Source organism: Nonomuraea dietziae (assembly GCF_014195505.1).
Taxonomy (GTDB): Bacteria; Actinomycetota; Actinomycetes; order Streptosporangiales; family Streptosporangiaceae; genus Nonomuraea; species Nonomuraea roseola.
This window is the reverse complement of the sequence record NZ_JACIBV010000001.1, coordinates 7,222,832-7,248,770: the sequence shown is the minus strand read 5'-3', so window position 1 is coordinate 7,248,770 and position 25,939 is coordinate 7,222,832. Positions and strand designations below refer to the sequence as shown.

Sequence of the window (25,939 nt, the reverse complement as noted above, 5' to 3'; positions counted from 1 at the left end):
GTCACAGGAAACACTCAGGGTGCGGGATGATGTCCTCTTGATGTGGTCACCATCCCGCGCCCCCGAGGACAGGATCGCCGCAGTGGACGCGCTGCGGGGCTTCGCCCTCCTCGGCATCCTGATGGTCAACATCGCCTTCCTCGCCTCGGGCTACCGCATGAGCGGGCTGCCCGAGCCCGGGTTCGACAGCGGGCTCGACTGGGGCGTGCGCTGGTTCGTGACCATGTTCATGGAGAACAAGTTCTACCTGCTGTTCTCCTTCCTGTTCGGCTACAGCTTCACCCTCCAGCTCGACTCGGCCGCCAGACGCGGCGCGGCGTTCGTGCCGATGTTCCTGCGGCGGCTGGCGGGGCTGTTCCTGCTCGGGCTCGCGCACGCGGTGTTCCTCTTCCCCGGCGACATCCTCACCACCTACGCGGTGGTCGGGCTCGCGCTGCTGGTGCTGCGCGGAATCACCCCGAAGGCGGCCCTGATGCTGGCCGTCGCGCTGACCGCGGTGCTCGCTCTGGCCTTCGTCGCCGCCGCGGGGGCCGCCGTGCTGGGTCTGCGGGTGCCCGGCGCCACGTCGGGCGGCCTGGCACAGGCTCTCGGCGCGGACATCCTGCTGCGCGGCGGGCCCGCCACGATCGTCAGTGAGCACCTGCACGAGCTGTCGGTCATCGTCGTGCTGCGGGTGCTGTTCCAGGTGCCCGCCGTCCTGGCGGCGTGTCTGGTGGGGCTGGCCCTCGGCAAGCGGGCGACGCTGAAGCGACCCGACCCGCGGATGCTGCGCACGCTGCAGTGGGCGGGCTTCACGGTGGGCATCGCGGGACAGGCGCTCCACTCCTACTCGGCGTGGAGCGGCTCGGGCGTCGTGCTGCGCCTGCTGGGCCAGGCGGTCGACCTGGTCACGGCGCCGCTGCTGGCCGCCGCCTACGCCGCCACCCTCCTGCGCCTGCTGCCCAGGATCACGCCGCTCGGCCGGATGCTCGCGCCCCCTGGGCGCATGGCGCTGACCAACTACCTCGGCCAGTCGCTGATCTGCTCGCTGATCTTCACGGGGTACGGCCTGGCGCTCGTGGACAAGGTGAGCCCGCCGCTCGAGCTGCTCGTCGCGCTCGCCGTCTTCGCCGCGCAGGCCGCCTTCAGCCACTGGTGGCTGCGCCGCCATCGCTACGGCCCCGTCGAGTGGTTCCTCAGGGCGCTCACCCATGGGCGGCTTCCGGCGAAACAGGTGCAACCGACCTGAGGCGAGCGGTGTTTCAGAGGTGCACACAGCACACACTGAAAGGCTCTCCCATGGACCTGCAGCTTTCCGGCCGCGTCGCGGTCGTCACCGGCGCCTCGAAGGGGATCGGTCTCGCCACCGTCGCCACCCTGCTGGAGGAGGGCGCCGCCGTCGTGGCCGTCTCGCGCAAGAGCAGCCCTGAGCTCGACGCGCTGGCGGGGCCGAGGCTCACGCACGCCGCCGTGGACCTGATGGACCCCGAGGGCCCGGCGGCGGCGGTGGAGCGCGCCGTGGAGGTCTACGGCGGGCTCGACATCCTCGTGAACAACGCCGGTGGCCCTCCGCCCGGCGTGAAGCTGCCCCGCTTCGCCTTCCTCACCCCGACGGACGCCGACTGGCTGACGATGTTCGAGTTCAACCTGTTCGCGGTCGTGCGGGCCGTACGGGCGGCCATCCCGCACCTGCTGGCGCGCGGCGGCGGGTCGATCGTCAACGTCACCACCGGCATGGTCCGCCAGCCCGGCCCGATGAACGTGGACTACCAGGCGGCGAAGGCGGCCCTGCTGAACGTCTCCAAGGCGCTGTCGGAGGAGTACGCGCCGCAGGGCATCAGGGTCAACACCGTCAGCCCCGGCCCCGTCAGGACGGCCTGGTGGACCGAGGAGGGCGGCGCGGCCGACATCCTCGCGGGGGCCACGGGCTCCGACAGGGACAGCGTGATGGACACGGTGGCACCGCAGATGATGAACCTGTCCACCGGACGGCTGGTCGAGCCGCAGGAGGTCGCCGACGTGATCGCCCTGCTGGCCTCGCCGCGCTCGGCGAGCACGACGGGCTCGGAGTTCGCGGTCGACGGCGGGTTCCTCAAGGGCATCTGAGCGTCGGAGGCCGTCAGGCGGGGGTGAGCTCCTTCAGGACCGGCAGCGCCCTGTGGGCGTAGACCGGATCGACGGGCAGCACGTGCCCCGCCCACCACCTGGCCGCGGAGGGCGAGGGTGAGGGCTGGGTGAAGGAGGGCGCGTAGTCGTCGTAGGGCGGGTCGTACAGATAGCCGGTGGCCACGCCACGCCTTTCGAGGGCGGCGATGGCCCGGTCGCGCTCCTTCACCAGCAGCGGCACCCTGAACAGCGGCTGGTCCAGCTGGTCGAGCACGCCCTCCGCCACGCTGGGCAGCGCGGCGAGGCTTCGCACGCCCTGCAGCCGCCTGGGCCTCTCGCCCTCGACCTTGGCCACCCTGCGTGACTGGTACCAGCGGGCGAGGGGGCCCTTGGCGGTCCTGTAGGAGTGCAGGTCGGCGCGGACCCATGGGTCGAAGGGCGGCAGCGAGGGCGCCTGGGCCGTGGCGGCGGCCAGCTCGGCGGCGCGGAGCTTGATGCGGTAGCCCTCGCGTTCCTCCTCCATGCCGAGCAGGCGCGCGAGCGCGAGCGCGGGACGGACCAGGTCGAGGCGCAGCGCCACCTGACGCGCCATCGAGGTGGCCACGCTCAGCAGCTCGGCGCGCAGCGCGCCGGGCCGCAGCAGCCGCTCGAGGTCCTGCTTCACCGCCTTGGCGGCGGCGGCGTCCTGGAGGGCGAGCACGCCGCCCGAGCCCGCGCCTGGGTGCTTGGACAGGCTGAAGACCGCCGCCTGGCCGAACGTGCCGAGCGGGCGGCCCGCCACCGTGGTCTCCATCGCGTGGGCGACGTCCTCGATGAGGACCTTGCCGGCGAACGCCTCGACGTCGTCGGGCAGGCCGTACAGGTTGGTGGTCAGGACGGCGTCGACGGTGGAGAGATCGACCAGTGAGGGGTCGATGTTGCCGGTACGGCGCGACACCGGCGCGATGACCGGGCGCAGGCCCGCCGCGAGCACCAGGAAGAGGATCTCGTCTGCCGAGATCGGCGACATGAGCAGCCGCTGCCCAGGCGAACAGAAATGGCGTAGCGCGAGGTAGAGCCCGAGCCTGTTGGAGGGAAGCAGCAGGCAGTGACAGCCGGTGCGTGCCGCGAACGCCCGTTCTGGGCTCACGCCGACAACGCCGTGCGGAGCCGGCCGTAGGTCTTCAGCGCCCTGTCGGCCGTCTTGAGCAGCAACGGGTTGGCCATGACCGCGCCACGCGCCTTGCGCACGGGGACCCTGAGCATCCAGTGGACGCCCGCGCCCGCGCTGGCCCTGGCCACCCGTCCCTCGGCGACCTGGAGCTCGCCCGTCTTGAGCTTCTCCTTGTACTCCTTGTCTCCCCTGCCCATGTCGATCATCTGGATGCCGGCGGCCGAGGCGGCCTCGGCCATCGCTAGGTGGTGGATCAGCCCTGGGGAGAACTTCGCGTAGGCGGTGTCGTAGGCGGGGAACCAGCCGACCAGCGTGGTGCGGGTGCGCAGGCCGAAGTGGCCCGCCACCGGGGCGCCGTCGACGTGGACCATGTCGAGCACGCCGGCGAAGCTTTCGGTCTGGGTGGCCAGCAGGCGCTCGACCAGCTCGACGATCCACCTGATGGCGAACCTGTCGGTGCGGCCGGTGCGGCGGTACTGGTCGGTCTTCCACCCCAGCAGCGCGCGCAGCGGCTCGGGGTCGGTGGTGGCGTAGTCGTGGCGCAGCGGGCCCACGTCGCGCTGCAGCTTGCGCGACTTGGCCAGCGTGCTCTTGTACGTCTTGCCGGAGTTGGCCTTGAGGAACTCGGTGTAGGCGGCCCAGCCGTCGCTCAGGTCGATGATCGGCGAGGGGTAGAGGGTGTGCCGCTCGGCCAGCAGGGGCTGCCCCGCCACCAGGTGGTCGAACTCGAAGACGCTGAGGCCGCAGGCCCTGATCAGGGCCTGCGGGTCGATCTCCGCGTCCTTGGCGTGGACCAGACCCTGGGCGTCGGTCAGCCCCGCGGCCACCGGCTTGCCGATGCCGAGGGGATGGCGCTCGAAGGGGAAGAAGCCCACCAGCTCGCCGCCGTCCTCGACGACGGCCACGCGGGTCTGCTCGCGCAACTCGCCTACCGTGATCGTGAACTCGGGCGAGAGGAAGGGATTGTCGAACGCGGCGTCCGCCTCCTGCAACGCCCGCCACCGGGTCACTTCCGGCTGCCCCAGGTCACGGGGTTGTACAAGTGTGATGCGCATGAGCTCCTACTGGGGTGTGCGGTTCCCCGATCGCCGGTCAGCATGGAAACGGCGATGTACAGCAACGTTAAAGGATGGATGGAGGTGGGGGATCACGATGCGGTGCAAATTTAGGGAACTCTAATTTTTGGCAGCGAGAACCGAATCGAGTTCTAATGGGGTCCCATGACGGTACCTGGCATTGACTGGCCGCGGCTGGTCGCGTGGATGGGCGAGCATGTCCCCTCGGCGGGCGAGCCGGTCTCGGTGTCGCTGATCTCCGGTGGCAGATCGAACCTCACGTATCTGGTGGAGACGGCGCGGCGGAGCGTGGTCCTTCGCCGCCCTCCGCTCGGCCACGTGCTGCCCACCGCGCACGACATGCGCCGCGAGTGGCGCGTGATCTCCGCCCTGCACGGCACCCCCGTGCCGGTCCCCGAGCCGGTGGCCTTCTGTGCCGAGGAGGAGGTGATCGGCGCCCCGTTCTACCTCATGGGGTACGTCGAGGGCGCCGCCGTCCGCAACAGGCAGGAACTGTCCACCCCGGGGCCCGAGGAGACGCGGCGGCTGTCGCAGCGCCTGGCCGAGGTGCTGGCCGAGATCCACGCCGTGGACTACCGCGCGGCCGGGCTGGGCGACTTCGGCCGCCCGGACGGGTACATGACGCGCCAGCTGGAGCGCTGGTGCCAGCAGTGGGAACGGTCGGCCGACCGTCATGAGCCCGCCTACGACGCGCTGGTCGCCAGGTTGCGCGCCCGCCTGCCCTCCGCCTCCGCCGCCGCGCTGGTGCACGGTGACTACCGGCTCGACAACACGCTCGTCAGGCCCGATCCTCCCGAGATCCTCGCGGTCGTCGACTGGGAGATGTCCACGCTGGGCGACCCCCTGGCCGATCTCGGCCTCACGCTGACCTACTGGCACGACCCAGGAGACGAGGAGCGCGCGTCGATCCCCGTGGCAGGCGACGTCACGCTCGCCCCCGGTTTCCTGAACGCCGCCGAGTTCGCCGCCCACTACGCCAAGGTCTCCGGCAGGGACCTCGGCGACCTCGACTTCTACGTGGCCTTCGGCAACTTCAAGCTCGCCGTCATCGTGGAGGGCATCCACGCCAGGTTCAGGCAGGGTAAGACCGTGGGTGACGGGTTCGAGCGCATCGGAGCCGCCGTGCCCACCCTGCTCGCCCGCGCGCACCGCACGCTCGACGACGGCCCCGCCTGACCCTCCTCCGCGGCAGCGGACGACCCACAAGGAGTGACCCGATGAGCAGTGTGGTTCTCATCACCGGAGCGGCCAGCGGCATCGGCGCCGCCGTCGCTCGCAGGATGGCGGCGGGCGGGGCGCGCTGCGTGCTCCTCGACCGCGACGAAGCGGGCGTCGAGCGCATGGCCAAGGAGGTCGGCGGCGTCTGGCTGGCCGGTGACGTCACCGAGCGCGACACCTCGCTGCGCGCGGCCGAGCTGGCCGAGGAGAGGTACGGCAGGCTCGACCTGGTCCACCTCAACGCGGGCATCTCCAGCGGCGTGGACCTGGCCGACTTCGACCTCGAGCAGTACCGCATCGCCATGGGCGTCAACGTCGACGGCGTCGTCTTCGGCGTCGCCGCCACCTTGCCGCTGCTCAGGAGGGCGGGCGGTGGCGCGATCGTCGTCACGGCCTCCCTCGCGGGCCTGGTCGGCTTCGACGGCGATCCGATCTACACGATGAGCAAGCACGCCGTCGTCGGTCTGGTCAGGGCGCTGGCGGCTCCGCTGGCCCGCGACGGCATCAGGATCGGCGCCGTCTGCCCCGGTTTCACCGACACCCCTCTGGTCGCCTCGCAGCGCGAGATGTTCGTCGGCGCGGGCTTCCCTCTGCTGACCGCCGAGGACGTCGCGGGCGCCGTGGAGTCCGCCTTCTACACCGAGGAGCCGGGCACGCTGCTGGTCGTTCAGCCTGGTCGGGCACCTGTCCCCTACCGTTATGCTGGCGTGCCCGGGCCGGCAGGAGGACAGCGGCCGCCGAATCCCAGCTAATCCTTAGTGGAAGATTCAAGCGTCCTGCAACCCCGGCGGTTACCTTGGAGTGACGCCGGGCTCTATGACCCGGCTTCGTCATGTGGAACGGTGCAGGAGGATCCCGGTGATACCGACGAACGGCCGACACGCGCACAGGCGTTCCCCCTGGCCGATCGCTCTGGCAGCCGGGATCGTCGCGGTGGCTCTCGTCGCCGGCATCATGATCTACGCGGGCACCAGGAACAGCTCCGCGGGCGAGCAGGCCACGATCCCGCCCACGCAGGCCGCGCCCAGCCTGAGCGCCCCGCCCGCGACCGAGGACTGGCCGCGCTGGGGGGTCACCCACACGCAGTACAGCGCCGACCAGGACACCCCGGAGGTCAGGGAGGCCGCCGTCGGCATCCTGGCCCGTGAGCCGATGCTGCAGAACCAGCACATCATGGGCTGGGGCGCGGGCAACCCCGAGCCGAGCCCCGGCAGGTACGACTTCCGCGATCTCGACCGCCGCATGAAGATGATGTCGGACTCGCGCTCGATCCCCGTCATCACACTGTGCTGCGCGCCCGACTGGATGAAGGGCGGCACCGCGGGCCGTACCGACTGGTCCAAGAACCACACCACCGCGCCCAGGCGCGAGCACTTCGACGACTACGCCAAGCTGGCCGCGACCGTCGCCAAGCGCTATCCGACCGTGAAGCACTTCATGGTGTGGAACGAGTTCAAGGGCTTCTGGAACCAGGCCGCCAACAGGTGGGACGCCGAGGCCTACACCGAGCTCTACAACAAGGTCTACGACGCGCTCAAGAAGGTGAACCCCGAGATCAAGGTGGGCGGCCCCTACGTGCCGATCGACCACCACGATCCCAGGATCGGCACCTCGGAGGTCAGCGGGCCGTGGGGCGTGGTCGACCAGCGGGTGCTCGACGCGATCGAGTACTGGATCAAGCACAAGAAGGGCGCCGAGTTCGTCGTCGTCGACGGCGCCACGATGACCAAGGAGCAGGAGCAGCCGCTGCCCGACGAGTTCGGCGCGACGGCGAAGTTCTCCGCGATCACGACGTGGCTGCGCCAGAAGAGCGGCGACCTGCCCGTGTGGTGGGCCGAGTACTACGTCGAGCCCGAGAACACCGGGTGGAGCGAGGAGAAGGTCGCCGCGGTGCAGGCCACTGCGATGATGGAGTTCGCCAGGAGCGGCGTCACCACCGCCCTGTACTGGAACCCCCAGAAGAAGCCCGCCGGCGAGTGCCACGGCTGCGTGTGGGTGCCGGGGCGCGGCGACGAGATGCCGATGGCGGGGCTGCTCAGCGGGTTCGTCAAGTGGTTCCCCACCAACGCGAAGCTGGAGCAGGTGACCACCAGCGACCCGAAGGTGCGGGTGCTGGCCCAGCCGAACCAGATGGTGATGGTCAACACCACCGACGCCGAGCTGACGGCGACGGTCGACGGCAAGCCCTTCACGTTCAAGGCGTACGAGATCAAGTGGAGCCAGCGGGGCCCCGCCTAGCGGGCGCGGGCGACGAGCTCGGCGAGGATCCGGCAGCCGCGCCGCACCTCGGGCAGCGAGGCCGAGCCGTACCCGATGACCAGGCCGTGGACGTGGGATTCGGCGTGGTGGTGACGGACGGTGGTGTCCAGCAGGACACCACGGGAGGCGGCGGCGGCGACGATCTCCTCCACCACGGACGGCGGCAGCTCGGCCAGGACGTGCAGCCCTGCGGTGTCGCCGCGCAGGCGGCAGACAGGGCCGAGGATCTCGACCACGGCCGCGCGGCGGCGGGCGTACTCCAGCCGCATCCTGCGCAGGTGCCTGTCGAGGTCACCGCGCTCCAGCAGGGTCGCGACCGCCTGCTGGACAGGGCCGCTGGTGCGGTCGGACAGGTTCTGACGGATCTCGGCGATCCTGCCCAGCAGCGCGGGCTCGCCCACCAGCCAGCCGACGCCGACGTCGGGGGCCAGCGCCTTCGACAGCGTGCCGAGGAGCACGACGCGCGTAGGGTCGAGGCCGTAGAGGGCGGGCAGCGGAGCCACGTCGTAGCGGAACTCGGCGTCGTAGTCGTCCTCGACCACCATGGCCCCCGTGCGCCGCGCCCATGCCAGCAGCCGCTCCCTGCGCGGGATGGGCAGGCGGCCGCCCATCGGGTACTGGTGGGCGGGGGTGGTGTAGAGGACGCGCAGGTCGGAGGGGAGCCCCGACACGATGACGCCGTCCTCGTCCACGGGGCACGGCACGATCGTGGCGCCCCTGGCCGCGAAGGCGTTGCGGGCGACGCGGTAGCCGGGGTCCTCGACCCCGGCCCTCGCGCCGGGGCCGAGCAGGGCCAGGGCGACCAGGTCGAGGCCGTTGCCCGTGCCCCTGGTGACCAGGATGTTCTCCGGGCCCACCGCGATCGCCCTGGACCTGCGCAGGTGCTCGGCGAGCAGCTCGCGCAGGGACGGCAGGCCGTACGGGTCGGGATCGCCGCCGGGCAGCAGGTCGGCGGCCTTCCGCCAGGCCCGCTTCCATGCCGCCACGTCGTAGTCCCGCACCCACGGCTTCCCTGGGGTGAGGTCGATCAGCGGCGCCTGCCGTACCTGCCTGGTCTCGGGCGGGGGGAGCTCCTGCGGGGCGCGCGGCGCGGCGTCGGCCGACAGGTCGGCCACGAAGGTGCCCGAGCCGTGCCTGCCCTCCAGCCATCCCTCGGCGTAGAGCTGCTGGTAGGCCTCCGTGACCACCGTCCGGCTGACGCCGAGCTGCGCGGCGAGCCCGCGCGAGGACGGCAGGCGGGTCCCCGCGGTGAGCGCGCCCGCCCGCATGGCCCCCCGCAGCCAGTCGCCCAACTGGACCGAGAGCGGCAGCGCCGCGTCTCTCGACAGGGAGATGGGCAGGTCGATGAGCGTGCGCAAGGAAGTGGTCCCCAAGAAGCGGTTATTAGTGGACATTAACGACAGGTCCACTATCTCAATACCGTGACAGCATGCTCTCCACCACACCCCGCACGACGCTCGGCCGTGAGAAGCACCGCGGCAGCACCGACAGGAACGACCTCTACGAGGTGCTCGACAGCGGGCTCATCTGCCATCTGGGCGTGGTGGTCGACGGTCACCCCATGGTGGTGCCGACAGGTTACGGCCGCATCGGCGACACGCTCTACCTCCACGGCTCCACCGGCGCCCGGTCGCTGCGCGCGGGGCAGGGTCAGCAGGTCTGCGTGACGGTCACCCATCTCGACGGCATCGTGCTGGCGCGCTCGGTCTTCAACCACTCCGTCAACTACCGCTCGGCCGTCGTCTACGGCGAGGCCAGGCTGGTCACCGACGAGCAGGAGCGCATGGACGGGCTGCGCGCGCTGACCGAGCAGCTGGCGCCGGGACAGTGGGACTACGCCAGGCGGCCCACCCGCAAGGAGCTGGCGGCCACGGCGGTGCTGGCCCTGTCGCTGGAGGAGGCGTCGGTGAAGGTGCGCTCGGGTGCGCCGGAGGACGAGGAGGAGGACTACGCGCTTCCTGTCTGGGCGGGGGTCCTGCCGGTGGTCTCGTCGTGGGGCGCGCCGGTGCCCGATCCCGTGCTCGCAGGAGACACAGCGACACCCGCTCACATTAGGGACCGTTGACAGCAAACCAGGACGCCAGTTCAGTCGTCTCATCAGGTGGGCCACACTCCTGATGGGAGAGCGCCATGGAATGGAGCGTCCCCGGCTACACCGAGGTGCGTCAGCTCGGCTCGGGCGGCAGCGGCAGGGTCGTCCTCGCCGTGCACGACGACACGGGCGCCGACGTCGCGATCAAGTACCTGTCCGAGCGCGTACGGCGGGAGCCAGGGGCGCTGGCCGCCTTCAGGGCCGAGGCGGAGCTCCTGACCACCCTGGTGGACCCGCACATCGCCAGGATGTGGGAGTACGTCCAGGAGCCAGAGGGCGCCGCGATCGTCATGGAGCTCGTCAACGGCGTCTCCCTGCGCGCGCTGCTGCGCGAGAACGGCACGACGGGCCCCGAGGCGGCGCTCGTCGTGCTCAAGGGCTCGCTGCTGGGCCTGGAGCGGGCGCACGCCGCGCAGCTGGTCCACAGGGACTACAAGCCCGAGAACGTGATCGTCAGGGACGACGGGGTCAGCAAGCTCGTCGACTTCGGCATCGCCGTACGGCAGGGCACGGCGACCAGGGCCACGGGCACCCCTCCGTACATGGCGCCCGAGCTGTGGTCAGGCGAGCCCGCCTCCCCCGCGACCGACGTCTACGCGGCCACGGTCGTCTTCTTCGAGTGCCTGACAGGACACAGGCCCTACCGCTCGACGGAGTCGCACGTGCTGGGCTACCAGCACCTGCACGCGCCTGTCCCCGTCCATGACGCGCCGGAGGAGATGCGGGAGCTGATCGGGCGCGGCCTAGCCAAGGATCCTGCCGAGCGCCCTACGAGCGCGGCGGCGTTCGTGACCGAGGTGGAGGAGGCCGCGGTGGCGGCCTACGGCGAGGAGTGGGAGGAGCGGGGCAGGCGGCGGCTGGCCGCGCTCGTGGCCATGCTGGCCTTCCTGCTGCCGCTGCCGCAAGCGCCTCCTCCCGCCGCGGGCTCGACGTTCTTCCGCACGGTCTTCGACGCCGCGCGGCGCAACAGCAGGCGGCTGCTGGTGGGCGGCGCGGCGGCGGTGGTCGCCGCAGGGGCCACGCTGTACGTGCTGGCCGGCGCGCAGCAGCCGCCCGCCACGACGGTCGACACGGTGGCGGCCGCGCCGTCCCTCTCCCCCGAGCTTCCCAGCCCCGCCTCGCTGCCCTCCGAGATCTCCGAGACGGGTGGTGGCGCCGGGGAGCAGGGCGGGGCGCCCACGGACGAGCCCACAGGCGAGCCCACGGGCGAGGCGGGCGGTGAGGCGAGCGGCTCCCCCGACCCGGACCCCGCGACGAGCGAGGCTCCGAACCCGGACCCCGAGACCACCCCGACGGCCAAGCCCCCGACGCCGAAGCCCACCCCGACCCCCACCCCGACTCCCACACGCACGCCCACGCCCACACCGACCCCCACACCCACGCCCAAGCCGCCGACCGCGGTGTCGGCGCTGAACGTCGGAAAGCTGACGGTCGACGCCGGCTTCCTCTCCTCGGCCACCGTCTCCCTCCGCACCAGCGGCGCGGGAGCCGTCACGATCATCGCGCGCTTCTCGGTGGACGGCCAGGTCGTGCGCACCGCGACCAGCCAGGTGCGCGGCGCCCTGTCCTACACCCGCACCTTCAGCCACAACCTCGGCGAGGGCGCGTGCGGCAAGACCGTCAGGCTCACGGTGTCCACCTCGCCCGCCGCTCCCGGCGGCCGGACGAGGGTCAGCGCGGCCGTCCCCGCCTGCCCCACGGACGTCACGGGGCTGCGTGTCTCGCTCGACATGGCCGAGGCGCCGGGCAGGGCCGTGACCGCGCGGGTCTCCGTGGCGACGAACGGCACCGGCGCGGTCGGCTTGCGGGCCGCCTTCGCGCTCAACGGCGAGCGGGTGTCCACCACCTCCGCCTCGCTGTCCGGCCGCGACGCCTACGCCAAGGACGTCACCCACACCTTCGCCCGGCGCCCGTGCGGCGGCACGGTGACGGTCACCGTGAGGGCGGGCGGCAGGCAGGCCACCGCCAGTGCCGCGGTGCCGTGCGAGGCCGCGGTGCGGCAGGTCTCCGTCGCCCGCGCCTCGCTCAACGCCAGGGGCCGCGCCACGGCCGTGGTGAGCGTCACCGCCACCGGCACCCAGCCGGTACGGCTCAGCGTGACCTTCACCCTCGCGGGAGGTGCCCAGCACACCGAGTCGCTCGACCTGTCGGGACAGACCGCCTACACCAGGACCGTCAGCTTCACCTTCGCGGGGACGCCGTGCGGATCGGCGTGGGGCGTGACGGCCTCCACCAGCCCCGCGGCGGCCAACGGGAGCGACTCGGCAGGCGGGAAGACCCCGGCGTGCCGCCCGCAGACCGAGACCGAGAGTCCAAAACCGGACGATCAGCGGCCAGATACCGACAATTCCACCCCTGATCTTGGTCTGGGCCGTTAAGCTACGCTCCGTCTGATACGGGTGGGGGCCCAGATAGATCCGAGGTGGTCTGATGGACCGGTGGGGGGTCCCCGGTTATACCGAGGTGCGTGAGCTTGGCACCGGCGCGTCAGGACGGGTGGTCCTGGCTCGGCGCGAGCACGACGGCGTCGAGGTCGCGATCAAGTACCTGTCCGACAGCCTGCGCGACGACGTCGGCTTCGTGGCCAGGTTCAGGCACGAGGCGCGGCTGCTCGGCAGCATGCGCAGTCCGCACAACGTCCGCCTGATCGGGTACGTCGAGGACGGCCAGGGCGCGGCGATCATCATGGAGCTGATCGACGGCGTCTCCCTGCGCGCCCTGCTCGACTCCGAGGGGCCGACGGGTCCCGAGGCCGCTCTGGTCGTGCTCAAGGGCGCGCTGCAGGGCCTGGCGGCGGCGCACGCGATCGGCGTGGTCCACCGCGACTTCAAGCCCGAGAACGTGATGGTCCAGGGCGACGGCAGCAGCAAGCTCGTCGACTTCGGCATCGCCGTCCGGCAGGGCGAGGGTGTCAACGCCGCGGGCACGCCCGCCTACATGGCACCTGAGCAGTGGTCGGGCGGCCCCGCCACTGCGGCTGGCGACGTCTACTCCGCGACGATCGTCTTCTTCGAGTGCCTCACCGGCATGCGGCCCTTCCGCGCCGCGACGGTTCCCGCGCTGGCCAGGCAGCACCACGCCACGCCGCCGCCGATCGAAGAGGTTCCGGAGGCGCTGCAGCCCCTCGTCGAGAGGGGCCTGTCCAAGCATCCGATGGAGCGGCCGCCCTCGGCCGAGGCCTTCCTCGCCGAGCTGGAGAGCGTGGCGGCGCGAGCCTTCGGTCCCGACTGGGAGGAGCGGGGCAGGCGGCGGCTGGCCCGCCTGGCCGGGCTGCTGCTCGTGCTCTTCCCCGAGGCGCCGGACGCGCCTGCCGACACCGGCACGTCGCTGGCGGAGACGACGTTCGCCGAGCCTCAGCGCCTGCTGGCCAAGCTGGGCGTGAAGGTGATGGTCGGCATCGGGCTGGTCGCGGTGATCGGCACGGTCACCACGGTGCTGCTCACCTCGGGCGAGGACGACCCCGCGCTGCGGGCACAGACCTCGCCCGCGACACCGAGCGCCCCGACCTCGCTGATCGAGGCGCCCTCGCCGTCGGAGTCGGCTTCGGAGTCGGCTTCGGAGGAACCCACGGAGGACGAGCCGACCGCCGAGGCGGCACCCACCACCACGACCACGCCTACACCGACGGTGGCCGCGGTCGCGCCGACCGCCACGCCCACGCCCACGCCGTCGAAGCGGCCGATCAGGGCCTCTCCCGCGCCGCCGCGGCCGAAGGCGACCAGGACACCGTCTCCCACGCCTACGCCCGACGCCTCGTTGCGCGGCAAGGCGGACAACGACGCGCCGCCGCCGTCCAGCAGGCCCTCGCAGTCCGCGACGACCGCGGCGCCTCCGCCTCCCCCTCCGCCCCCGCCGAGCCCCTCGGAGACGCGCTCCTCCGAGACGCCGCGGGAGACCCCTGACCCGGAGTCGCCGGGCGAGCCGACCTCGACGGACACCGACGGGCCGAGGGTCACCGAGAGCCCCGCGGAGGTGATCGCGAAGGCGCCCGCCGCTCTGCTCGCGCTCGGACTGGTGACGTCTGGCGCGGTACCGGTCACACTGGCGGTGAAACGCCGCGTCGCGGGGCGGCACAGGAGAAAGAGCTAGCGGGGGCGAGCGACCGGGGGATTCATGAGCATGATCGCCGGATTCCTGCTCTCCGACAGGATCAGGGCGACGGAGCTGGGCACGTGGGTCGAGGCGACGGGGCCAGACGGGCGCAGGGCGGGCGCCCTGCGCTTCGATCCCGGGCTTCTGCTCACGCCGGGCGCGCGTGAGCGCCTCGTCCAGGCCGTGATCGTCGACCGCAGGCTGGCGGAGAGCGGCATGTCAGGGCTGGTGCCGATCGCCGACCTGGTGACGGCGGGGGAAGAGGTGTGGCTGCTTGCCGCCCACGCGGTCTCCCCCACGCTGTCGGAGCTGCTGAGCGCGCCCGCCATGGACCCCGCCAGCGCCGCGGCGGTGCTGGTGGAGAGCGCGCAGACGCTCGCCGCCCTGCACGCGGCGGGGCTGGCCCACGGCTCCTTCCACCCGGGCACAGTGCTGGTCGCCGAGGACGGGGCCACCCTGCTGAGCGAGCGCGGCCTAGCCGACGCGGTCAGAGGGTTACCGCCCGCTCCCGAACGGGACGTCACGGCCTGGGCGGCGCTGGCCAGAGGGCTCGCCGCCACCTGGGCCTCGGGCGCGCGGGGCGCGGCGGAGCTGTTCGAGCGGGCGGCGGTCACCGCCACCACCCGCGGTCTGCCCGCGGCCAGGGACGGCCTGCTGGCCGGACGCGAGGCGCTGCCCGGCGGCCTCATCAGCCGCGACCTGCTCGCCGAGACCGCCCGCCGCTGGTCGCCGCCCGCCTCGCCTGGCGGCGCGGGCCCTCAGGTCAGGGACGAGGGCGAGATCGCCACGATGCTGAGGGTCCCTGGCCCCACGCAGGAGCCCGTGCACTTCGGCCCTGGCGTCACTCCCGCCGCCCACGGCGAGACCACGGCGGAGAAGATCTGGAGGGACGGCTCGAGACCCGGAGGTCCCGCCCGCTACGGCATGCGCGCGAAGAAGGCCGGCAGAGCCAGGCGCCGCAGGGCGGTCGTCTCCGCCGCGGTGTTCGCGCTGGTCATCGCAGGCGCGGTGCTGGCGTGGCTCTCGGTGCGCTCCTCACCCGATCTGGTCGTGCGGGCGGCGACGGTGAGCGCGCCCAAGACGCTGGGCTGCCGCAAAACCGCCACGATCACGGGGAGCCTGGTCACGAACGGCGAGGCGGGCAGGGTCACCTTCCAGTGGCTGCGCAGCGACAGGAAGGAGCCCATCGAGCAGACCGAGACCGTGCCCTCGGGCAAGACCACCCACACGGTGCAGCTGAGGTGGACGGTGAAGGGCGAGGCCACCGCCAAGCTCACGGCGCGCCTACGCGTCCTGTCACCCATCCCCCAGGGACAGAAGATCGAGGACAAAGCGACATTCACCTATAAGTGCTGATCTACCCACGACAAAGCGGTTGTTATTAGTCTGGCGGCCATGACCACGCAGACCCCCGCAGGCTGGTACCCCGACCCCTACGGCTCGCCGCAGCTTCGGTGGTGGGACGGGGCCCAGTGGACCGACGCCACGCACCCGATGGAGCAGCGGCCGTCAGGCGCCCAGCAGTCCACGCCTCCGCAGGCAGGACCGCCCCCGGGGTCTCCTCAGGCAGGCTTTCCTCAGGGAGGGTCGCCTCAGGGAGGGGCGCCTCAGGCGGGGCCTCCGCAGGCGGGCTCCCCGCACCAGCCGCACGCACCCGTGGTGGGGAGCACGCCGTACCACGGGGGCAACGCCGCCCCCTCGCAGCCGTACCCGGCGCAGGGGCAGCACCCCGCGCCCGGCGGAGGCTGGGCGCAGGGGCCGGAGCCGCAGGGCGGCGGCTGGCCTGCCGCCCCCACCCAGCAGTACGGCCGGCAGCCGTGGGGCGGCGGAACCGCGCAGATGCCCAGGCCCGACTTCGGCCAGCCGCCCAAGTCGGGCGGCGGCGCGCTGCCGTGGGTACTCGGCGGGATCGGCGTGGTCCTGGTGCTCGCGCTGATCGCCGGAGCGGCGATCTTCCTCGTCAACAGGAGCAGCGGGACGACGGCCCAGCCGACCCCCGAGCCGGTCCCGAGCGCCAGCCAGAGCGAGCCGGCCCCCTCGCCGAGCCCGACGACGCCCAGCGAGTCGCCCACGCAGACGCCGCAGAGCCCCGGCGCCGAGCTGCCCCCCGCCTCGGGCGGCCGCATCACCGATCCCAGGACCGGCCTGTCCTTCGCCGCTCCAGGCGACCCGTGGGAGGTCCCCAAGTCCGCCGAGATCAACGCGCCCGACCCCAACATGCAGCAGTGGTCGGCAGGGACGTCGGCCGTCTCGCACGAGAAGTACGACGGCGAGAGCACCTGGACCGGCAGCATCTACACGGGCGAGCTCAACCCGATCTACCCCTACGAAGGCGTGCAGGGCCTGCGTGGCACCGTCGCCACCGTCTTCATCGACTTCGCCCGCTTCTACCCCATCAAGCACGAGCGCAAGATCCTCCAGGACAAGGCCATCACGGTCGACGGCCACAAGGGCTGGGTGCTGGAGTACGAGCTGGACTTCACCGCCGAGTCGGAGAAGAACGGCTACCAGTGGAAGAAGGAGCGGGGCGCGGTCGTGGTCGTCGACAGAGGCGAGGGCAAGCGCCCCGCGCTGCTGTACGCTTCGGTTCCCGACAACCTGGACACTGGTCTCGTCACTCAGGTGCTGAACTCTCTCAAGCTGTCCTGACCAGGGCACTAGGCTGGGGTTAATGAGCGAGCGGCGGATAGCTCCGAGCCGCTGGGCGAGGAGATTGATCGTATGAGTGACTTGCTGGTCTGGATCGACTGCGAGATGACCGGGCTCGACCTGGGGCGCGACGCGCTCATCGAGGTCGCCTGCGTCGTCACCGACAGCGAGCTGCGGCAGCTGGACGAAGGCGTCGACGTGGTCATCAAGCCACCGTCCGAGGCGCTCGAGCAGATGTCGGAGGTGGTGCGCGAGATGCACACCGCCTCAGGGCTGCTGCCCGAGCTCGGCGAGGGCGTGACGCTCGCCGAGGCCGAGTCGCTGGTGCTCGACTACATCCGCGGTCACATCCCTGAGCCGAAGAAGGCGCCGCTGTGCGGCAACTCGATCGGCACCGACCGCACGTTCCTCTCCCGCGACATGCCTGCCGTCGACGCCTACCTGCACTACCGGATGATCGACGTCTCCTCCATCAAGGAGCTCGTGCGCCGCTGGTTCCCCCGCGTCTACTTCGCCGCGCCCGAGAAGCAGGGCGGGCACAGGGCTCTTGCCGACATCACCGAGAGCGTCCGCGAGCTGCGCTACTACCGCGCCACGGTGTTCGTGCCGCAGCCGGGGCCCGACTCGGCCACCGCCCGAACCCTCGCTGACGGTGTGTCGCGTAACTGAGTGGCGCAAAGGGTCGCGAAGACCGCTACACTTTTCCATGTGCTGCTGCGGCGGCGCGAGCTTGGTGGGTGTAGCTCAGTTGGCAGAGCGCCAGGTTGTGGTCCTGGATGTCGGGGGTTCAAGTCCCCTCACTCACCCCAGGTGAAATGCCAGAAGGCCCGATCACTCCGGTGATCGGGCCTTCTGCGTGACCGGGTGTCCCAGAGGCGGGAGCGGACCGGCCTCCACATCGTCGTCGGGCGGCCCTCGCGGTCGCCTCCACTCGTCGAGCGGACGCTCCCGTTGTTCTTCGCCACGCACAACTCGAAGGGGTCCCCGTGCCGGCCGTACTGCGGACCGGCCGTACTGCGGACCGGCCGTACTGCGGACCGGCCGTACTGCGGACCGGCCGTACTGCGGACCGGCCGTACTGCGGACCGGCCGTACTGCGGACCGGCCGTACTGCGAGCCGGCCGTACTGCGAGCCGGCCGTACTGCGAGCCGGCCGTACTGCGAGCCGGCCCTACTGCGAGCCGGCCGTACCAGCTGAAAGCGGGAGCCTCGCCGAGGACTGCGTCGGGTGCCGTGTCGCTCCGGGGAGGAGCAAGGGACAGGAGCCTTGCCCGTTGAAATCAAACGGGCAAGGCTGCCGTCCCTTCGGTGGACAGGAAAAAAATAACGTATCCGCCTGCTCGATTGCATGGTCATTCGTCGCGAGCCTCGAGTGTCTCTGAAAAAGTCAACCAGTTGCTTCCCGGCGGCCAGGAACGCGCCGCGACGACCCCCCGCGCACGCCAAGCCGCCACTGAAACGCGCATTCTCTCGTCAATTATCCGACTGCTGGCGACAAACGCCCCGCGTGTCGCATGTGAGGGTTACGCAGTAGGGCTTTCACGGGAGAAGGATCGCGTGGTGAACAGATGACCAGGAAAAGACCAGCGCTGGCCGCCGTCTTGCTTTTCTGCTGCATGGGAAGCGGGTACGAGAGCGTGAATGCCGGGGAGCGGGCGCTGAACGCCGCACTGGAAATGCGCGGAGTCCCATATTCGTGGGGCGGCGGCGGGGCGAACGGCCCGAGTTTCGGAATCGGGCGCGGCGCCACAACGGTCGGTTTCGACTGCTCGGGGCTCACACAATACGCGTGGGCGCGGGCCGGGGTGCGCATCAAGCGCACGGCGCGCGGTCAGTGGCGAAACGGATGGCCGGTCCCCGAGGGGCAGGTGCGACCGGGAGATCTCGTCTTTTATGACAGCAATCCGGTGTCACCGGGCCCCGAGCACGTGGGCATCGCCGTCGACGGGGAGCGGATCGTTCACGCGTCGTCCACGGGCGGGTTCGTGACCTTCGCGCCGCTGGTCAGGCGCGGATACATGGGGGCGGTCCGCCCCGCTGAGACGGCTCCGACGACCTCTGAGGCCGCTACCGGATGACCGGGGTTCCCGAGCGGGACGGACACGCTGACCTACCGGTTCAGGTGACGACGAATCGCTCCAGAGCGTTGGTCGTCGTCACCTGAACTGCCTGGGTGCCCAGGCGTGTGCCGTTCTGAACGGCGGGTCCAGCCTCGTGCCATGCTGAGCCGCGATGCACGGCCCGCTCTGGAGAAGCGGGCCGCCTAACTGACACCCGAAAGAACTGCGCCAGGAGGGGGATTGCAATTCGTTTCAATGGGACGGATAAGTGTCAGAACATTCTCGCGTTCAACGAGCGTCAGACTAGTCCTGGTCCTCGCACCACTCGAACTGCTGGTTCTGGATCCCCAGGACGTTGACGTTGACCGGGCTGTTGTTCAGGTTGAGCAGCTGGTTGAGGATGGGAACGAGGCCGCCGTTCGAGTTGGTCTGGTTGCACTCAACCTCCTTGTCCTTCTCCGGCTTGTTGTAGTCCGCGTAAGCGGCGCTCGTGCCGGCGAAGATGGTGCTGGCGATCGCTGCACCGACGAAAATGCGACGAAGCATGATTGTGTCCTCCGTTGAGATGGCCTGCGGATTACCGCTGCCGTCAGTTGTTTCTGGCAGAGCACCAAAGCGCTCGGCAATCATAATGTGCCATTCGTCGCCAGCTTTCAAGCAGAGTCCCGCCCTCCCCGAACCAAAGGTCAGTATTCTTTCGGTAGTCCCACGGGCTCTTCCTCCGAACCGCGAGCCGAAAAATTTGTGTATGAAGGACATTCCTTACTCGCATTCGAGAAAGGGTCGTTGTTCGTTTTGCCTCCCTTGGGCCCCAGAAAACTCCACCTTAGGTAGAGGTCGCCGGAATGCTGGCTCCCCGCTGGCAGAGAGTTGACTACTTGGGGCATCCCTGGCCTCGCACGGAAGCCTTACAAGACAGAAATCATCGGAATTGCCGGGAAGAACCGGCAGATAATGTCACGGCGGACGGGCGAGATTGGCCGTGCAGCCGGGCATGACGAGCCCGGCATGACGACCGGTGACGATCTGCCGCCGCGCCAGGCGCCGCCGGACCTACTCGCCATTGCCTGCCGGATCGGGAGCCGCTGGAGGCGGCCGCCGGGTCTGCTCGCCGAGGCCTGGTCCCCGAGTGACACTCCGTGACGTCGCGGACCTTCTGTGTGGATATGCCGAACTGGCCCGATCAGGGGCTGTCCACAGTGTCCGGCTCCAGTTTCAAGACGTTCGAGTATGCTCTCGCCGGGGCACCGGCAGGCCGAGGGATCCATGTCGCCAGTGATTGCTGAGCTGGTGAAGGGGAGCCAGTACTCCAGCGACATTTCGCGATCATGGTTCGGATCTGCGCCGGTAGTGGCTGTGGCCTGGCGACGACGGCGCCAATCTGGCCGCGGGTCACGCCGGTCGCGCCGGCCGGCGTCGATGCAGGCCCAGGCCCATGGGGAGAAGCGTGGACCCTTGGCGCCCGCGTCGCCGCTGTAGCGGTGCCAGTACCGATCGGCGACCCGTTCTGCGACCTTGGCCGCGCTCCCGTGGAACAGCTCCACACGCCGGTTGCCGGCGATGGCCCGTGCAGAGCCCATCCGGCGTTGTTCCAGGGCGGCGCGCAGGCGAACGCCGCGAGCCGCAGCGCCGTGGCAGGGTGAGCTGATCGTCCTTGTTCATCCCATAGCGACAGGCGGGCCACAGGACCGGTCTTTCGCTTTTCTCTGGTGACTTTGGCCCCAAATCCGGACAATGCGAGTTATGCTCGCTGTCAACCGCTTACGCCGGAAGCACGGGGGCCAATCGGCGATCTGACCGACTTCGCTGTTCCGGAGGCCGGATTGAGAGTCGAAGACGCAGCACGCCTGAGCAAGCGTGAGGCCGAGGTGATGGATCTGATCGCGACGGGTCAGTCCAACGGCGAGATAGCACAACGGCTGTTTCTCAGCGAGAAGACAGTCAAGAACCACGTCAATCGCATCTACGCCAAGCTGGGTGCCGACTGCCGCATGACCGCGATCGGCCTCTGGCTCAACCGCGACACCTGACCGTCGCGCCCCGCCGTCCTACGCGCGCCCGCCCGCCGTACGGACGAAGATCCACCGTCCTACGCGCCCGCCGTACGGACGAAGATCGCCCGTCCTACGCGCGCCCGCCCGCCGTACGGACGAACGTACGGCGGGCGGGCGCGAGCTTCACAGCGGGCGGGACAGTGCGCGTGACAGCGCCGCCACACCATGCTCGAGGTCGGCGTCCTCGATGTTGAGCGCGGGCCTCAGGCGCACCGAGCGCTCCCCGCAGGGCAGCACCAGCACGCCCTCCTCCTCGCGCAGCCGGGTGATCAGCGCCCCCCTCCGGCCGGTGTCCGGCAGGTCGAAGGCGCACATGAAGCCCCTGCCCCGCACGTTGGAGACCAGCTCGGGCCGTTCGGCCTGGAGCTTGGCCAGCCCTTCGAGCAGTTGGACGCCCGCCTGGGCGACGCGCGGGATGAGCGCGTCGCGCTCGATGATCTCCAGCAGGCCGCGGGAGCGGACCATGTCGACCAGCCCGCCGCCCCACGTGGAGTTGATGCGCCCGCTGACCTCGAAGACGTTGTCGGGGACGAGGTCCACGCGGCGTCCCGCCATGACGCCGCCGACCTGTACCTTCTTGGCGAAGGCCACGATGTCCGGCTCGAGGCCGAGCTGCTGGTAGGCCCATGGCGTCCCGGTGGTGCCCGCACCGGTCTGCACCTCGTCGAGGACGAACAGAGCGTCGTGCTCGTGGCACAGGTCCTGCATGGCGCGCAGGAACTCGGGGCGCATGTGGTTGTCGCCGCCCTCGCCCTGGATCGGCTCGGCGATGAAGCAGGCGATGTCGTGCGGATGGCGGTCGAAGGCCGCCCTGGCCTGGGCGAGCGCCCGCTCCTCCGCCGCCTCCACGTCGCCGTGGTGGATCGCGGGCACCTCGATGCGCGGCCAGTCGAAGGCGGGGAAGCGCTCGGTCTTGAGCGGCTCGGTGTTGGTCAGCGAGAGGGTGTAGCCGGAGCGGCCGTGGAAGGCCCTGGTGAGGTGCATGACCCGGGTGCCGAGCTCAGGCGAGCGGCCAGCGGCCTCGTTGCGGCGGCTCTTCCAGTCGAAGGCGGTCTTGAGCGCGTTCTCCACCGCGAGCGCGCCACCCTCCACGAAGAACAGGTGGGGAAGGGCGGGATCACCGAGCACGCGGCTGAAGGTCTCGACGAAACCGGCCAGCTCCTCGGTGTACATGTCGGGGTTGGCGGGCTTGTTCAGCGCGACCCTGCCGAGCAGCGCGGGGTCGAGCGGCGGGTTCACGCCCAGGGGGGCGGAGGCGAAGAAGGTGTAGAAGTCCAGGTAGCGGCGGCCGGTGCGGGCGTCGACGAGCCAGGAGCCCTGGCTGCGGTCGAGATCGAGCACCAGCCGGTAACCATCGACGAGCAGGTGGCGGGCGAGCCTTTCGAGTACGTCCATGTCCTCTCCCCCTCGAGCCGGATCACGACATACGTTCCCCCGCACCCCGCTCGCATGTAAAGACTTTTCGTCGAAAATGCCGATTTACGCGAGGTTCTTCACCTTGCCCGACAGAACGATGATGGCGATGCCGTAGATGACGGCGAAGACGCCGATCAGCCAGGTGAGGGCGAGGGCGCCGGAGGCCGGCCAGGTGAGCAGCAGGATGCCGAAGACCACGGAGAGGAGCCCACCGATGATCAGCATCCACTCGTTGTCGATGGTCTTGCGCAGCCGGATTCCCGCGAAGATCTCGGCGACCCCCGTGAAGATCGCCCAGAAGGCTATGACGTAGAGCAGGGCCAGGGTCGTGATGCCGGGCCAGACGAAGGCCACGATTCCGGCCAGGATGCCGAGCACGCCCGAGATGATGAGCCACGCCTTCGAGCCGGAGTCGTGGCGAAAGGCGGCGCCCAGCGAGAAGATGCCGCTGACGATGGCGTAGGCACCGAAGAAGATGACCAGGACCCACAGGGTGATGCCGGGCCAGACGATCGCCAGGATGCCGAAGATGACCGCGCAGATGCCTCGGATGAGGATGAGCCACCAGGTGCTCGCCAATTGCTCCATACCGCTCTGCTATCCACAATCGCGGCGCGAGCAGCCCCCTGCCTGGTCAAATGTCGGTGATCAGGGCGTTTTCACCCATGGGAGTAGACCACGATCGAGACCGCGATGTACTGCACCAGGTAGGCGGCCACGGTGAGGGCGTGGAAGACCTCGTGGAAGCCGAACCAGCGGGGCGAGGGGTCGGGCCTGCGCAGGCCGTAGACGATCGCGCCCGCGCTGTAGAGCACCCCTCCGACGGCCACCAGTGTCACCGCGGCGATCCCCGCCCCCTGCAGCAGCTGCGGCATCACGAAGATCGCGGTCCAGCCGAGCGCCAGGTAGAGGACGGTGTACAGCCAGCGGGGCGCCGACATCCAGAACATCCGGAACAGCACGCCCGCCAGCGCTCCGCCCCAGGTCACGCCGAGCACGGCGATCCTGGGCAGCCCGTCGAGGGCGAGCAGCGCGAAGGGCGTGTAGGTGCCCGCGATGATCAGGTAGATGTTGGCGTGGTCGAACCTGCGCAGCACCTCGGCCAGGCGGGGGCCCAGCGTGCTGCGGTGATAGGTGGCCGAGATGCCGAAGAGCAGGGCGGAGGTGATCGCGTAGATGGCGGAGGCGAGCCTGGCCTGCGTGGTCGGCCCCAGGGCGACCAGGACGAATCCGGCGACCAGAGCGACGGGCAGGGCTCCGGTGTGCAGCCAGCCGCGGAGCCGCGGCTTGGTGAAGGTGGCGACACTCGTCATGAAACCTACGGTAGCGTAGGTTACAGCGCTCCGAGGAAGCTGGCGGCTATGGGAAGCGCCACTTTCGCGCCGGATCCCCCATGCTTGACGAAGACGCAGAAGGCCAGGTCGCCCCGGTAGCCGACGAACCAGGCATGTGGCGGGCCGTCGCCGACCTCGGCCGTTCCCGTCTTGCCCGCCACGTCGGCGCCGAGCCCCGCGCCCTTGGCGGTGCCGTCGGCGACGACCTGCCGCATCATCGTCCGCAGCTCGCCCGCCACCCGCTGGTCGAGCGCGATCTCGGCGGGCGGAGCGCCGTCGAGCTTCCTCGCCGCCTTGGCGGTGACGAGCCTGGGCGCGCGCCAGGTGCCGCTGCCGACGGCGGCGGCCAGCGTGGCCATGCACAGCGGCGAGGCCCTGACCGAGCCCTGGCCGATCGCGTTCTCTCCCACCCTGTCGGGGTTGGTGGTCGGATCGATGGCCCCGCACAGCCCGCCCACCCCCGTGGGCAGCACCCGCCTGCCGAAGCCCCACTCCTTGGCCACCTCGTCCAGGCGCGTCGCGCCGAGTCTGGTGACCGCCTGCTCGACGAAGGTGGTGTTGCAGGACACCGCGAAGGCGCCCGCCAGCGACGAGGCCGTCACGCTCTCACTGGCGTTCTTGAAGGTCCTGCCGTTCGGGATCGTGAAGGAGGACGGGCAGGCCACCCCGCTGGAAGCCGAAAGACCCGCCTTCAGCAGGCCCGCCGACGTGACCACCTTGAACGTCGAGCCCGGAGGGAAGAACCGCTGGAAGGCCGCCCTCTCTCCCAGCCTGTCGGCCACGGCCAGGATCTCGCCGGTGCTCGCCTTGATCGCGACGATCGCCGCCTCTCTCGCCACCCCGTCCAGCGCCCTGGCCGCGGCCGCCTGCACCGGCCGCGACAGCGTCACGCGCACCTGCCTGGCGGGCGGCGGCTGGAAGACCACCAGCGTCCTGGGCTTCGCTCCCCGAGCGGCCGCCCTGATCGCCCAGCCGGTGTTCGTCTCGCCGAGCCGCTCCTTGAGCTCGTCGAGGTACCGCTCGGCGGCGCTGTCGTGTGGGAACGCCGCCCCCGACCTGGTGACCAGCTCGACCCCGGAGACCTCGATCTCCTCCAGAGCGAGGGCGCCACCGTCCTTCAGGGCGGGGTGCAGCGTCTCGGGCCCCCAGAGCACCTTCCACGCCCCCTCGCGGACGGCCAGCCGCAACGTCCCCGCGAACCCCCACGGCCCCATGCCCGTCAGCTGCCGCGTCCCGGTGAACGGCAGCTCCGCCGTCTCCTTCCCCGTCGCCTTGAGCGCGCCCGCCCTGAGGGTGAGGGCGTTCACCCTGAACTGCTCGGCGAAGGCCAGATGCCTGTCGGTGAAGTCCTTGGGCGGGTCGGCCACCATGCGTTCCATCGAGGTGATGTCGCTGCGCTGCCACGCGGCCAGATAGGCATCGGCCGTCGCCATGGCGCTTCCGCTCACCCCCGAGGCCGCCACGAAGGCGAACGCTCCCGCCCCCACGACCACTGCCAGGGCGACCAGGAGCCCGACCAGCCTTCGCCTACGCATACGGTTCTCCCAGGAACAAGTTCCACCTCGTCTTACCAGAAAGGGAGCCGGAAGTGACACGTGGAGCGCGGGAGCCGATGCCCGGCCGCTATCCGGTGACCTTCGGCGAAGTCGAGCTGCTGAGGGATCTTGATCGGCAGCACGGATGGATGCTGTCCAAGGATGGTGTACCGCAGTCGTACGTGGATCTGGAAGATCCGACATATCTGGATTTCGAATATGTGCGGCTGATGGCCGACGTCATCGACGTCCTGCCCGACGGCCCGCTCACCTGTGTGCACGTCGGCGGCGGAGCCTGCACGATCCCCCGCTACGTCGCCGCCACGAGGCCTGGCTCCAGGCACATCGTCGTCGAGCCCGACGCGGCGCTGGTCGAGCTCGTCCGCTCCCAGCTCGACCTGCGCTCCGTGCCCAAGCTCAAGGTGCGCCTGCAGGGGGGCCTCGAGGCCATCGCCGGCATCTGGGACGACTCCACCGACCTGCTCGTGCTCGACGCCTTCACCGGGGCCACGATGCCCGTCGAGCTGGCCACCGCCGAGTACATGGCCGACCTCGCCCGTGTCCTGCGCCCCACCGGCACACTGCTGATCAACCTGGCCGACGGCAAGGGCCTGACCTTCGCCAGACGGCTGGTGGCCACCGTCCGTGGCACGTTCAGACACGTCGCGCTGCTGGCCGACCCCGGCGTCATGCGCGGCAGGAGGTTCGGCAACCTGATCGTCGCCGCCTCCCCCGCCGAACTGCCCGTCGACCTGCTCACCCGCCGCGCCGCCGGAGGCCTCACCCAGGCCCGCTGCGTGTACGGCGAGGCGCTGACGAACTTCGTGGCGGGCGCCCCTCCCATCCGCCAGGGCGACGCCGTTCTCGCTCCCGTCCCTCCCCCTGCGGTCTTCGGCCTGGAATAGTTGAAAACTAA

At 70.5% G+C, this 25,939-nt stretch carries 22 protein-coding genes and 1 tRNA gene; 15 read left to right on the top strand and 8 right to left on the bottom strand.

Annotated elements, in window-relative coordinates:
* Nucleotides 1-40: 40 nt before the first annotated feature.
* Nucleotides 41-1,228, top strand: a complete 1,188-nt coding sequence (locus FHR33_RS34630; RefSeq protein ID WP_183660470.1) for a DUF418 domain-containing protein — start codon at nt 41-43, stop codon at nt 1,226-1,228.
* Between the two features lie 50 nt (nt 1,229-1,278).
* Complete coding sequence (locus tag FHR33_RS34625; protein ID WP_183656872.1) at nt 1,279-2,085, top strand: SDR family NAD(P)-dependent oxidoreductase; 807 nt, start codon at nt 1,279-1,281, stop codon at nt 2,083-2,085.
* A 13-nt stretch (nt 2,086-2,098) separates the two neighbouring features.
* Here FHR33_RS34625 and FHR33_RS34620 read toward each other — a convergent pair whose 3' ends face one another.
* Entirely contained in the window at nt 2,099-3,214 is a 1,116-nt protein-coding gene (locus FHR33_RS34620; RefSeq protein WP_183656869.1) for a DegT/DnrJ/EryC1/StrS family aminotransferase, read from the bottom strand.
* Entirely contained in the window at nt 3,211-4,293 is a 1,083-nt protein-coding gene (locus FHR33_RS34615) for a GNAT family N-acetyltransferase (protein ID WP_183656866.1), read from the bottom strand. The genes FHR33_RS34620 and FHR33_RS34615 overlap by 4 nt, the downstream gene beginning before the upstream one ends.
* 165 nt (nt 4,294-4,458) lie before the next feature.
* Here FHR33_RS34615 and FHR33_RS34610 point away from each other — a divergent pair, with 165 nt between their 5' ends.
* From FHR33_RS34610 to FHR33_RS34600, 3 genes are all read left to right on the top strand, one after another.
* A complete protein-coding gene (locus FHR33_RS34610; protein WP_183656863.1) occupies nt 4,459-5,490 on the top strand; it encodes a phosphotransferase family protein in 1,032 nt (343 codons plus the stop codon).
* Between the two features lie 41 nt (nt 5,491-5,531).
* Complete coding sequence (locus FHR33_RS34605) at nt 5,532-6,284, top strand: SDR family oxidoreductase (RefSeq protein WP_183656859.1); 753 nt, start codon at nt 5,532-5,534, stop codon at nt 6,282-6,284.
* Between the two features lie 181 nt (nt 6,285-6,465).
* Nucleotides 6,466-7,770 carry a GH39 family glycosyl hydrolase gene (locus FHR33_RS34600; protein WP_312895847.1) on the top strand — a complete coding sequence of 435 codons (1,305 nt, stop codon included), beginning with the start codon at nt 6,466-6,468 and terminating at the stop codon, nt 7,768-7,770.
* Here the strand turns inward: FHR33_RS34600 and pdxR are convergent.
* Entirely contained in the window at nt 7,767-9,185 is a 1,419-nt protein-coding gene (gene pdxR / locus FHR33_RS34595) for a MocR-like pyridoxine biosynthesis transcription factor PdxR (protein WP_183656853.1), read from the bottom strand. The genes FHR33_RS34600 and pdxR overlap by 4 nt on opposite strands.
* A gap of 35 nt (nt 9,186-9,220) precedes the next feature.
* On the opposite strand from pdxR, the gene FHR33_RS34590 reads away from it, so the two are divergent.
* From FHR33_RS34590 to FHR33_RS34555, 8 genes are all read left to right on the top strand, one after another.
* Nucleotides 9,221-9,856 carry a pyridoxamine 5'-phosphate oxidase family protein gene (locus FHR33_RS34590; protein WP_183656850.1) on the top strand — a complete coding sequence of 212 codons (636 nt, stop codon included), beginning with the start codon at nt 9,221-9,223 and terminating at the stop codon, nt 9,854-9,856.
* Between the two features lie 65 nt (nt 9,857-9,921).
* Nucleotides 9,922-12,261, top strand: coding sequence for a serine/threonine-protein kinase (locus tag FHR33_RS34585; RefSeq protein ID WP_221241373.1), 2,340 nt, complete (start codon nt 9,922-9,924; stop codon nt 12,259-12,261).
* A gap of 85 nt (nt 12,262-12,346) precedes the next feature.
* Nucleotides 12,347-13,972 (top strand): serine/threonine-protein kinase, encoded by a 1,626-nt coding sequence (locus FHR33_RS34580; protein WP_312895846.1) that lies wholly within the window; start codon nt 12,347-12,349, stop codon nt 13,970-13,972.
* A 24-nt stretch (nt 13,973-13,996) separates the two neighbouring features.
* Nucleotides 13,997-15,331, top strand: a complete 1,335-nt coding sequence (locus FHR33_RS34575) for a protein kinase family protein (protein WP_183656845.1) — start codon at nt 13,997-13,999, stop codon at nt 15,329-15,331.
* 39 nt (nt 15,332-15,370) lie between these two features.
* The gene (locus FHR33_RS34570; protein ID WP_183656841.1) at nt 15,371-16,624 is read left to right on the top strand and encodes a DUF2510 domain-containing protein; all 1,254 of its coding nucleotides are present in this window, start codon (nt 15,371-15,373) and stop codon (nt 16,622-16,624) included.
* Nucleotides 16,625-16,696: 72 nt separating this feature from the next.
* Complete coding sequence (gene orn, locus FHR33_RS34565) at nt 16,697-17,293, top strand: oligoribonuclease (RefSeq protein WP_183656840.1); 597 nt, start codon at nt 16,697-16,699, stop codon at nt 17,291-17,293.
* A gap of 64 nt (nt 17,294-17,357) precedes the next feature.
* A tRNA-His gene (locus FHR33_RS34560) sits at nt 17,358-17,433 on the top strand.
* Nucleotides 17,434-18,192: 759 nt separating this feature from the next.
* A complete protein-coding gene (locus tag FHR33_RS34555; protein ID WP_183656838.1) occupies nt 18,193-18,702 on the top strand; it encodes a C40 family peptidase in 510 nt (169 codons plus the stop codon).
* A 285-nt stretch (nt 18,703-18,987) separates the two neighbouring features.
* Here the strand turns inward: FHR33_RS34555 and FHR33_RS34550 are convergent, their stop codons facing one another.
* Nucleotides 18,988-19,341, bottom strand: coding sequence for a hypothetical protein (locus FHR33_RS34550; protein ID WP_183656836.1), 354 nt, complete (start codon nt 19,339-19,341; stop codon nt 18,988-18,990).
* Between the two features lie 1,166 nt (nt 19,342-20,507).
* Between FHR33_RS34550 and FHR33_RS34545 the strand changes: the two genes are divergently transcribed.
* Nucleotides 20,508-20,714 carry a helix-turn-helix domain-containing protein gene (locus FHR33_RS34545; RefSeq protein WP_183656834.1) on the top strand — a complete coding sequence of 69 codons (207 nt, stop codon included), beginning with the start codon at nt 20,508-20,510 and terminating at the stop codon, nt 20,712-20,714.
* Nucleotides 20,715-20,861: 147 nt separating this feature from the next.
* Here FHR33_RS34545 and lat read toward each other — a convergent pair whose 3' ends face one another.
* The 4 genes from lat to FHR33_RS34525 all read right to left on the bottom strand — a co-directional run bounded on the left by lat (nt 20,862) and on the right by FHR33_RS34525 (nt 25,023).
* Nucleotides 20,862-22,133: an L-lysine 6-transaminase gene (lat, locus tag FHR33_RS34540; RefSeq protein ID WP_183656832.1), complete on the bottom strand. Its 1,272-nt coding sequence runs from the start codon at nt 22,131-22,133 to the stop codon at nt 20,862-20,864.
* A gap of 84 nt (nt 22,134-22,217) precedes the next feature.
* Nucleotides 22,218-22,742, bottom strand: a complete 525-nt coding sequence (locus FHR33_RS34535; protein ID WP_183656830.1) for an HdeD family acid-resistance protein — start codon at nt 22,740-22,742, stop codon at nt 22,218-22,220.
* Between the two features lie 71 nt (nt 22,743-22,813).
* The gene (gene trhA / locus FHR33_RS34530) at nt 22,814-23,467 is read right to left on the bottom strand and encodes a PAQR family membrane homeostasis protein TrhA (protein WP_183656827.1); all 654 of its coding nucleotides are present in this window, start codon (nt 23,465-23,467) and stop codon (nt 22,814-22,816) included.
* 20 nt (nt 23,468-23,487) lie between these two features.
* Entirely contained in the window at nt 23,488-25,023 is a 1,536-nt protein-coding gene (locus tag FHR33_RS34525) for a penicillin-binding transpeptidase domain-containing protein (protein ID WP_183656817.1), read from the bottom strand.
* 77 nt (nt 25,024-25,100) lie between these two features.
* Here FHR33_RS34525 and FHR33_RS34520 point away from each other — a divergent pair, with 77 nt between their 5' ends.
* Nucleotides 25,101-25,928: a spermidine synthase gene (locus tag FHR33_RS34520; protein WP_183660469.1), complete on the top strand. Its 828-nt coding sequence runs from the start codon at nt 25,101-25,103 to the stop codon at nt 25,926-25,928.
* The last annotated feature ends 11 nt before the right edge of the window (nt 25,929-25,939 follow it).

What these genes read in the sequence shown, in the direction of transcription:
- FHR33_RS34630 (WP_183660470.1), top strand. Translation starts at nt 41, where the DNA reads ATGTGGTCACCATCCCGCGCCCCCGAGGACAGGATCGCCGCAGTGGAC.
- FHR33_RS34625 (WP_183656872.1), top strand. Translation starts at nt 1,279, where the DNA reads ATGGACCTGCAGCTTTCCGGCCGCGTCGCGGTCGTCACCGGCGCCTCG.
- FHR33_RS34615 (WP_183656866.1), bottom strand. Translation starts at nt 4,293, where the DNA reads ATGCGCATCACACTTGTACAACCCCGTGACCTGGGGCAGCCGGAAGTG.
- FHR33_RS34610 (WP_183656863.1), top strand. Translation starts at nt 4,459, where the DNA reads ATGACGGTACCTGGCATTGACTGGCCGCGGCTGGTCGCGTGGATGGGC.
- FHR33_RS34605 (WP_183656859.1), top strand. Translation starts at nt 5,532, where the DNA reads ATGAGCAGTGTGGTTCTCATCACCGGAGCGGCCAGCGGCATCGGCGCC.
- pdxR (WP_183656853.1), bottom strand. Translation starts at nt 9,185, where the DNA reads ATGTCCACTAATAACCGCTTCTTGGGGACCACTTCCTTGCGCACGCTC.
- FHR33_RS34590 (WP_183656850.1), top strand. Translation starts at nt 9,221, where the DNA reads ATGCTCTCCACCACACCCCGCACGACGCTCGGCCGTGAGAAGCACCGC.
- FHR33_RS34585 (WP_221241373.1), top strand. Translation starts at nt 9,922, where the DNA reads ATGGAATGGAGCGTCCCCGGCTACACCGAGGTGCGTCAGCTCGGCTCG.
- FHR33_RS34575 (WP_183656845.1), top strand. Translation starts at nt 13,997, where the DNA reads ATGAGCATGATCGCCGGATTCCTGCTCTCCGACAGGATCAGGGCGACG.
- FHR33_RS34570 (WP_183656841.1), top strand. Translation starts at nt 15,371, where the DNA reads ATGACCACGCAGACCCCCGCAGGCTGGTACCCCGACCCCTACGGCTCG.
- orn (WP_183656840.1), top strand. Translation starts at nt 16,697, where the DNA reads ATGAGTGACTTGCTGGTCTGGATCGACTGCGAGATGACCGGGCTCGAC.
- FHR33_RS34555 (WP_183656838.1), top strand. Translation starts at nt 18,193, where the DNA reads ATGACCAGGAAAAGACCAGCGCTGGCCGCCGTCTTGCTTTTCTGCTGC.
- lat (WP_183656832.1), bottom strand. Translation starts at nt 22,133, where the DNA reads ATGGACGTACTCGAAAGGCTCGCCCGCCACCTGCTCGTCGATGGTTAC.
- FHR33_RS34535 (WP_183656830.1), bottom strand. Translation starts at nt 22,742, where the DNA reads ATGGAGCAATTGGCGAGCACCTGGTGGCTCATCCTCATCCGAGGCATC.
- trhA (WP_183656827.1), bottom strand. Translation starts at nt 23,467, where the DNA reads ATGACGAGTGTCGCCACCTTCACCAAGCCGCGGCTCCGCGGCTGGCTG.
- FHR33_RS34525 (WP_183656817.1), bottom strand. Translation starts at nt 25,023, where the DNA reads ATGCGTAGGCGAAGGCTGGTCGGGCTCCTGGTCGCCCTGGCAGTGGTC.
- FHR33_RS34520 (WP_183660469.1), top strand. Translation starts at nt 25,101, where the DNA reads ATGCCCGGCCGCTATCCGGTGACCTTCGGCGAAGTCGAGCTGCTGAGG.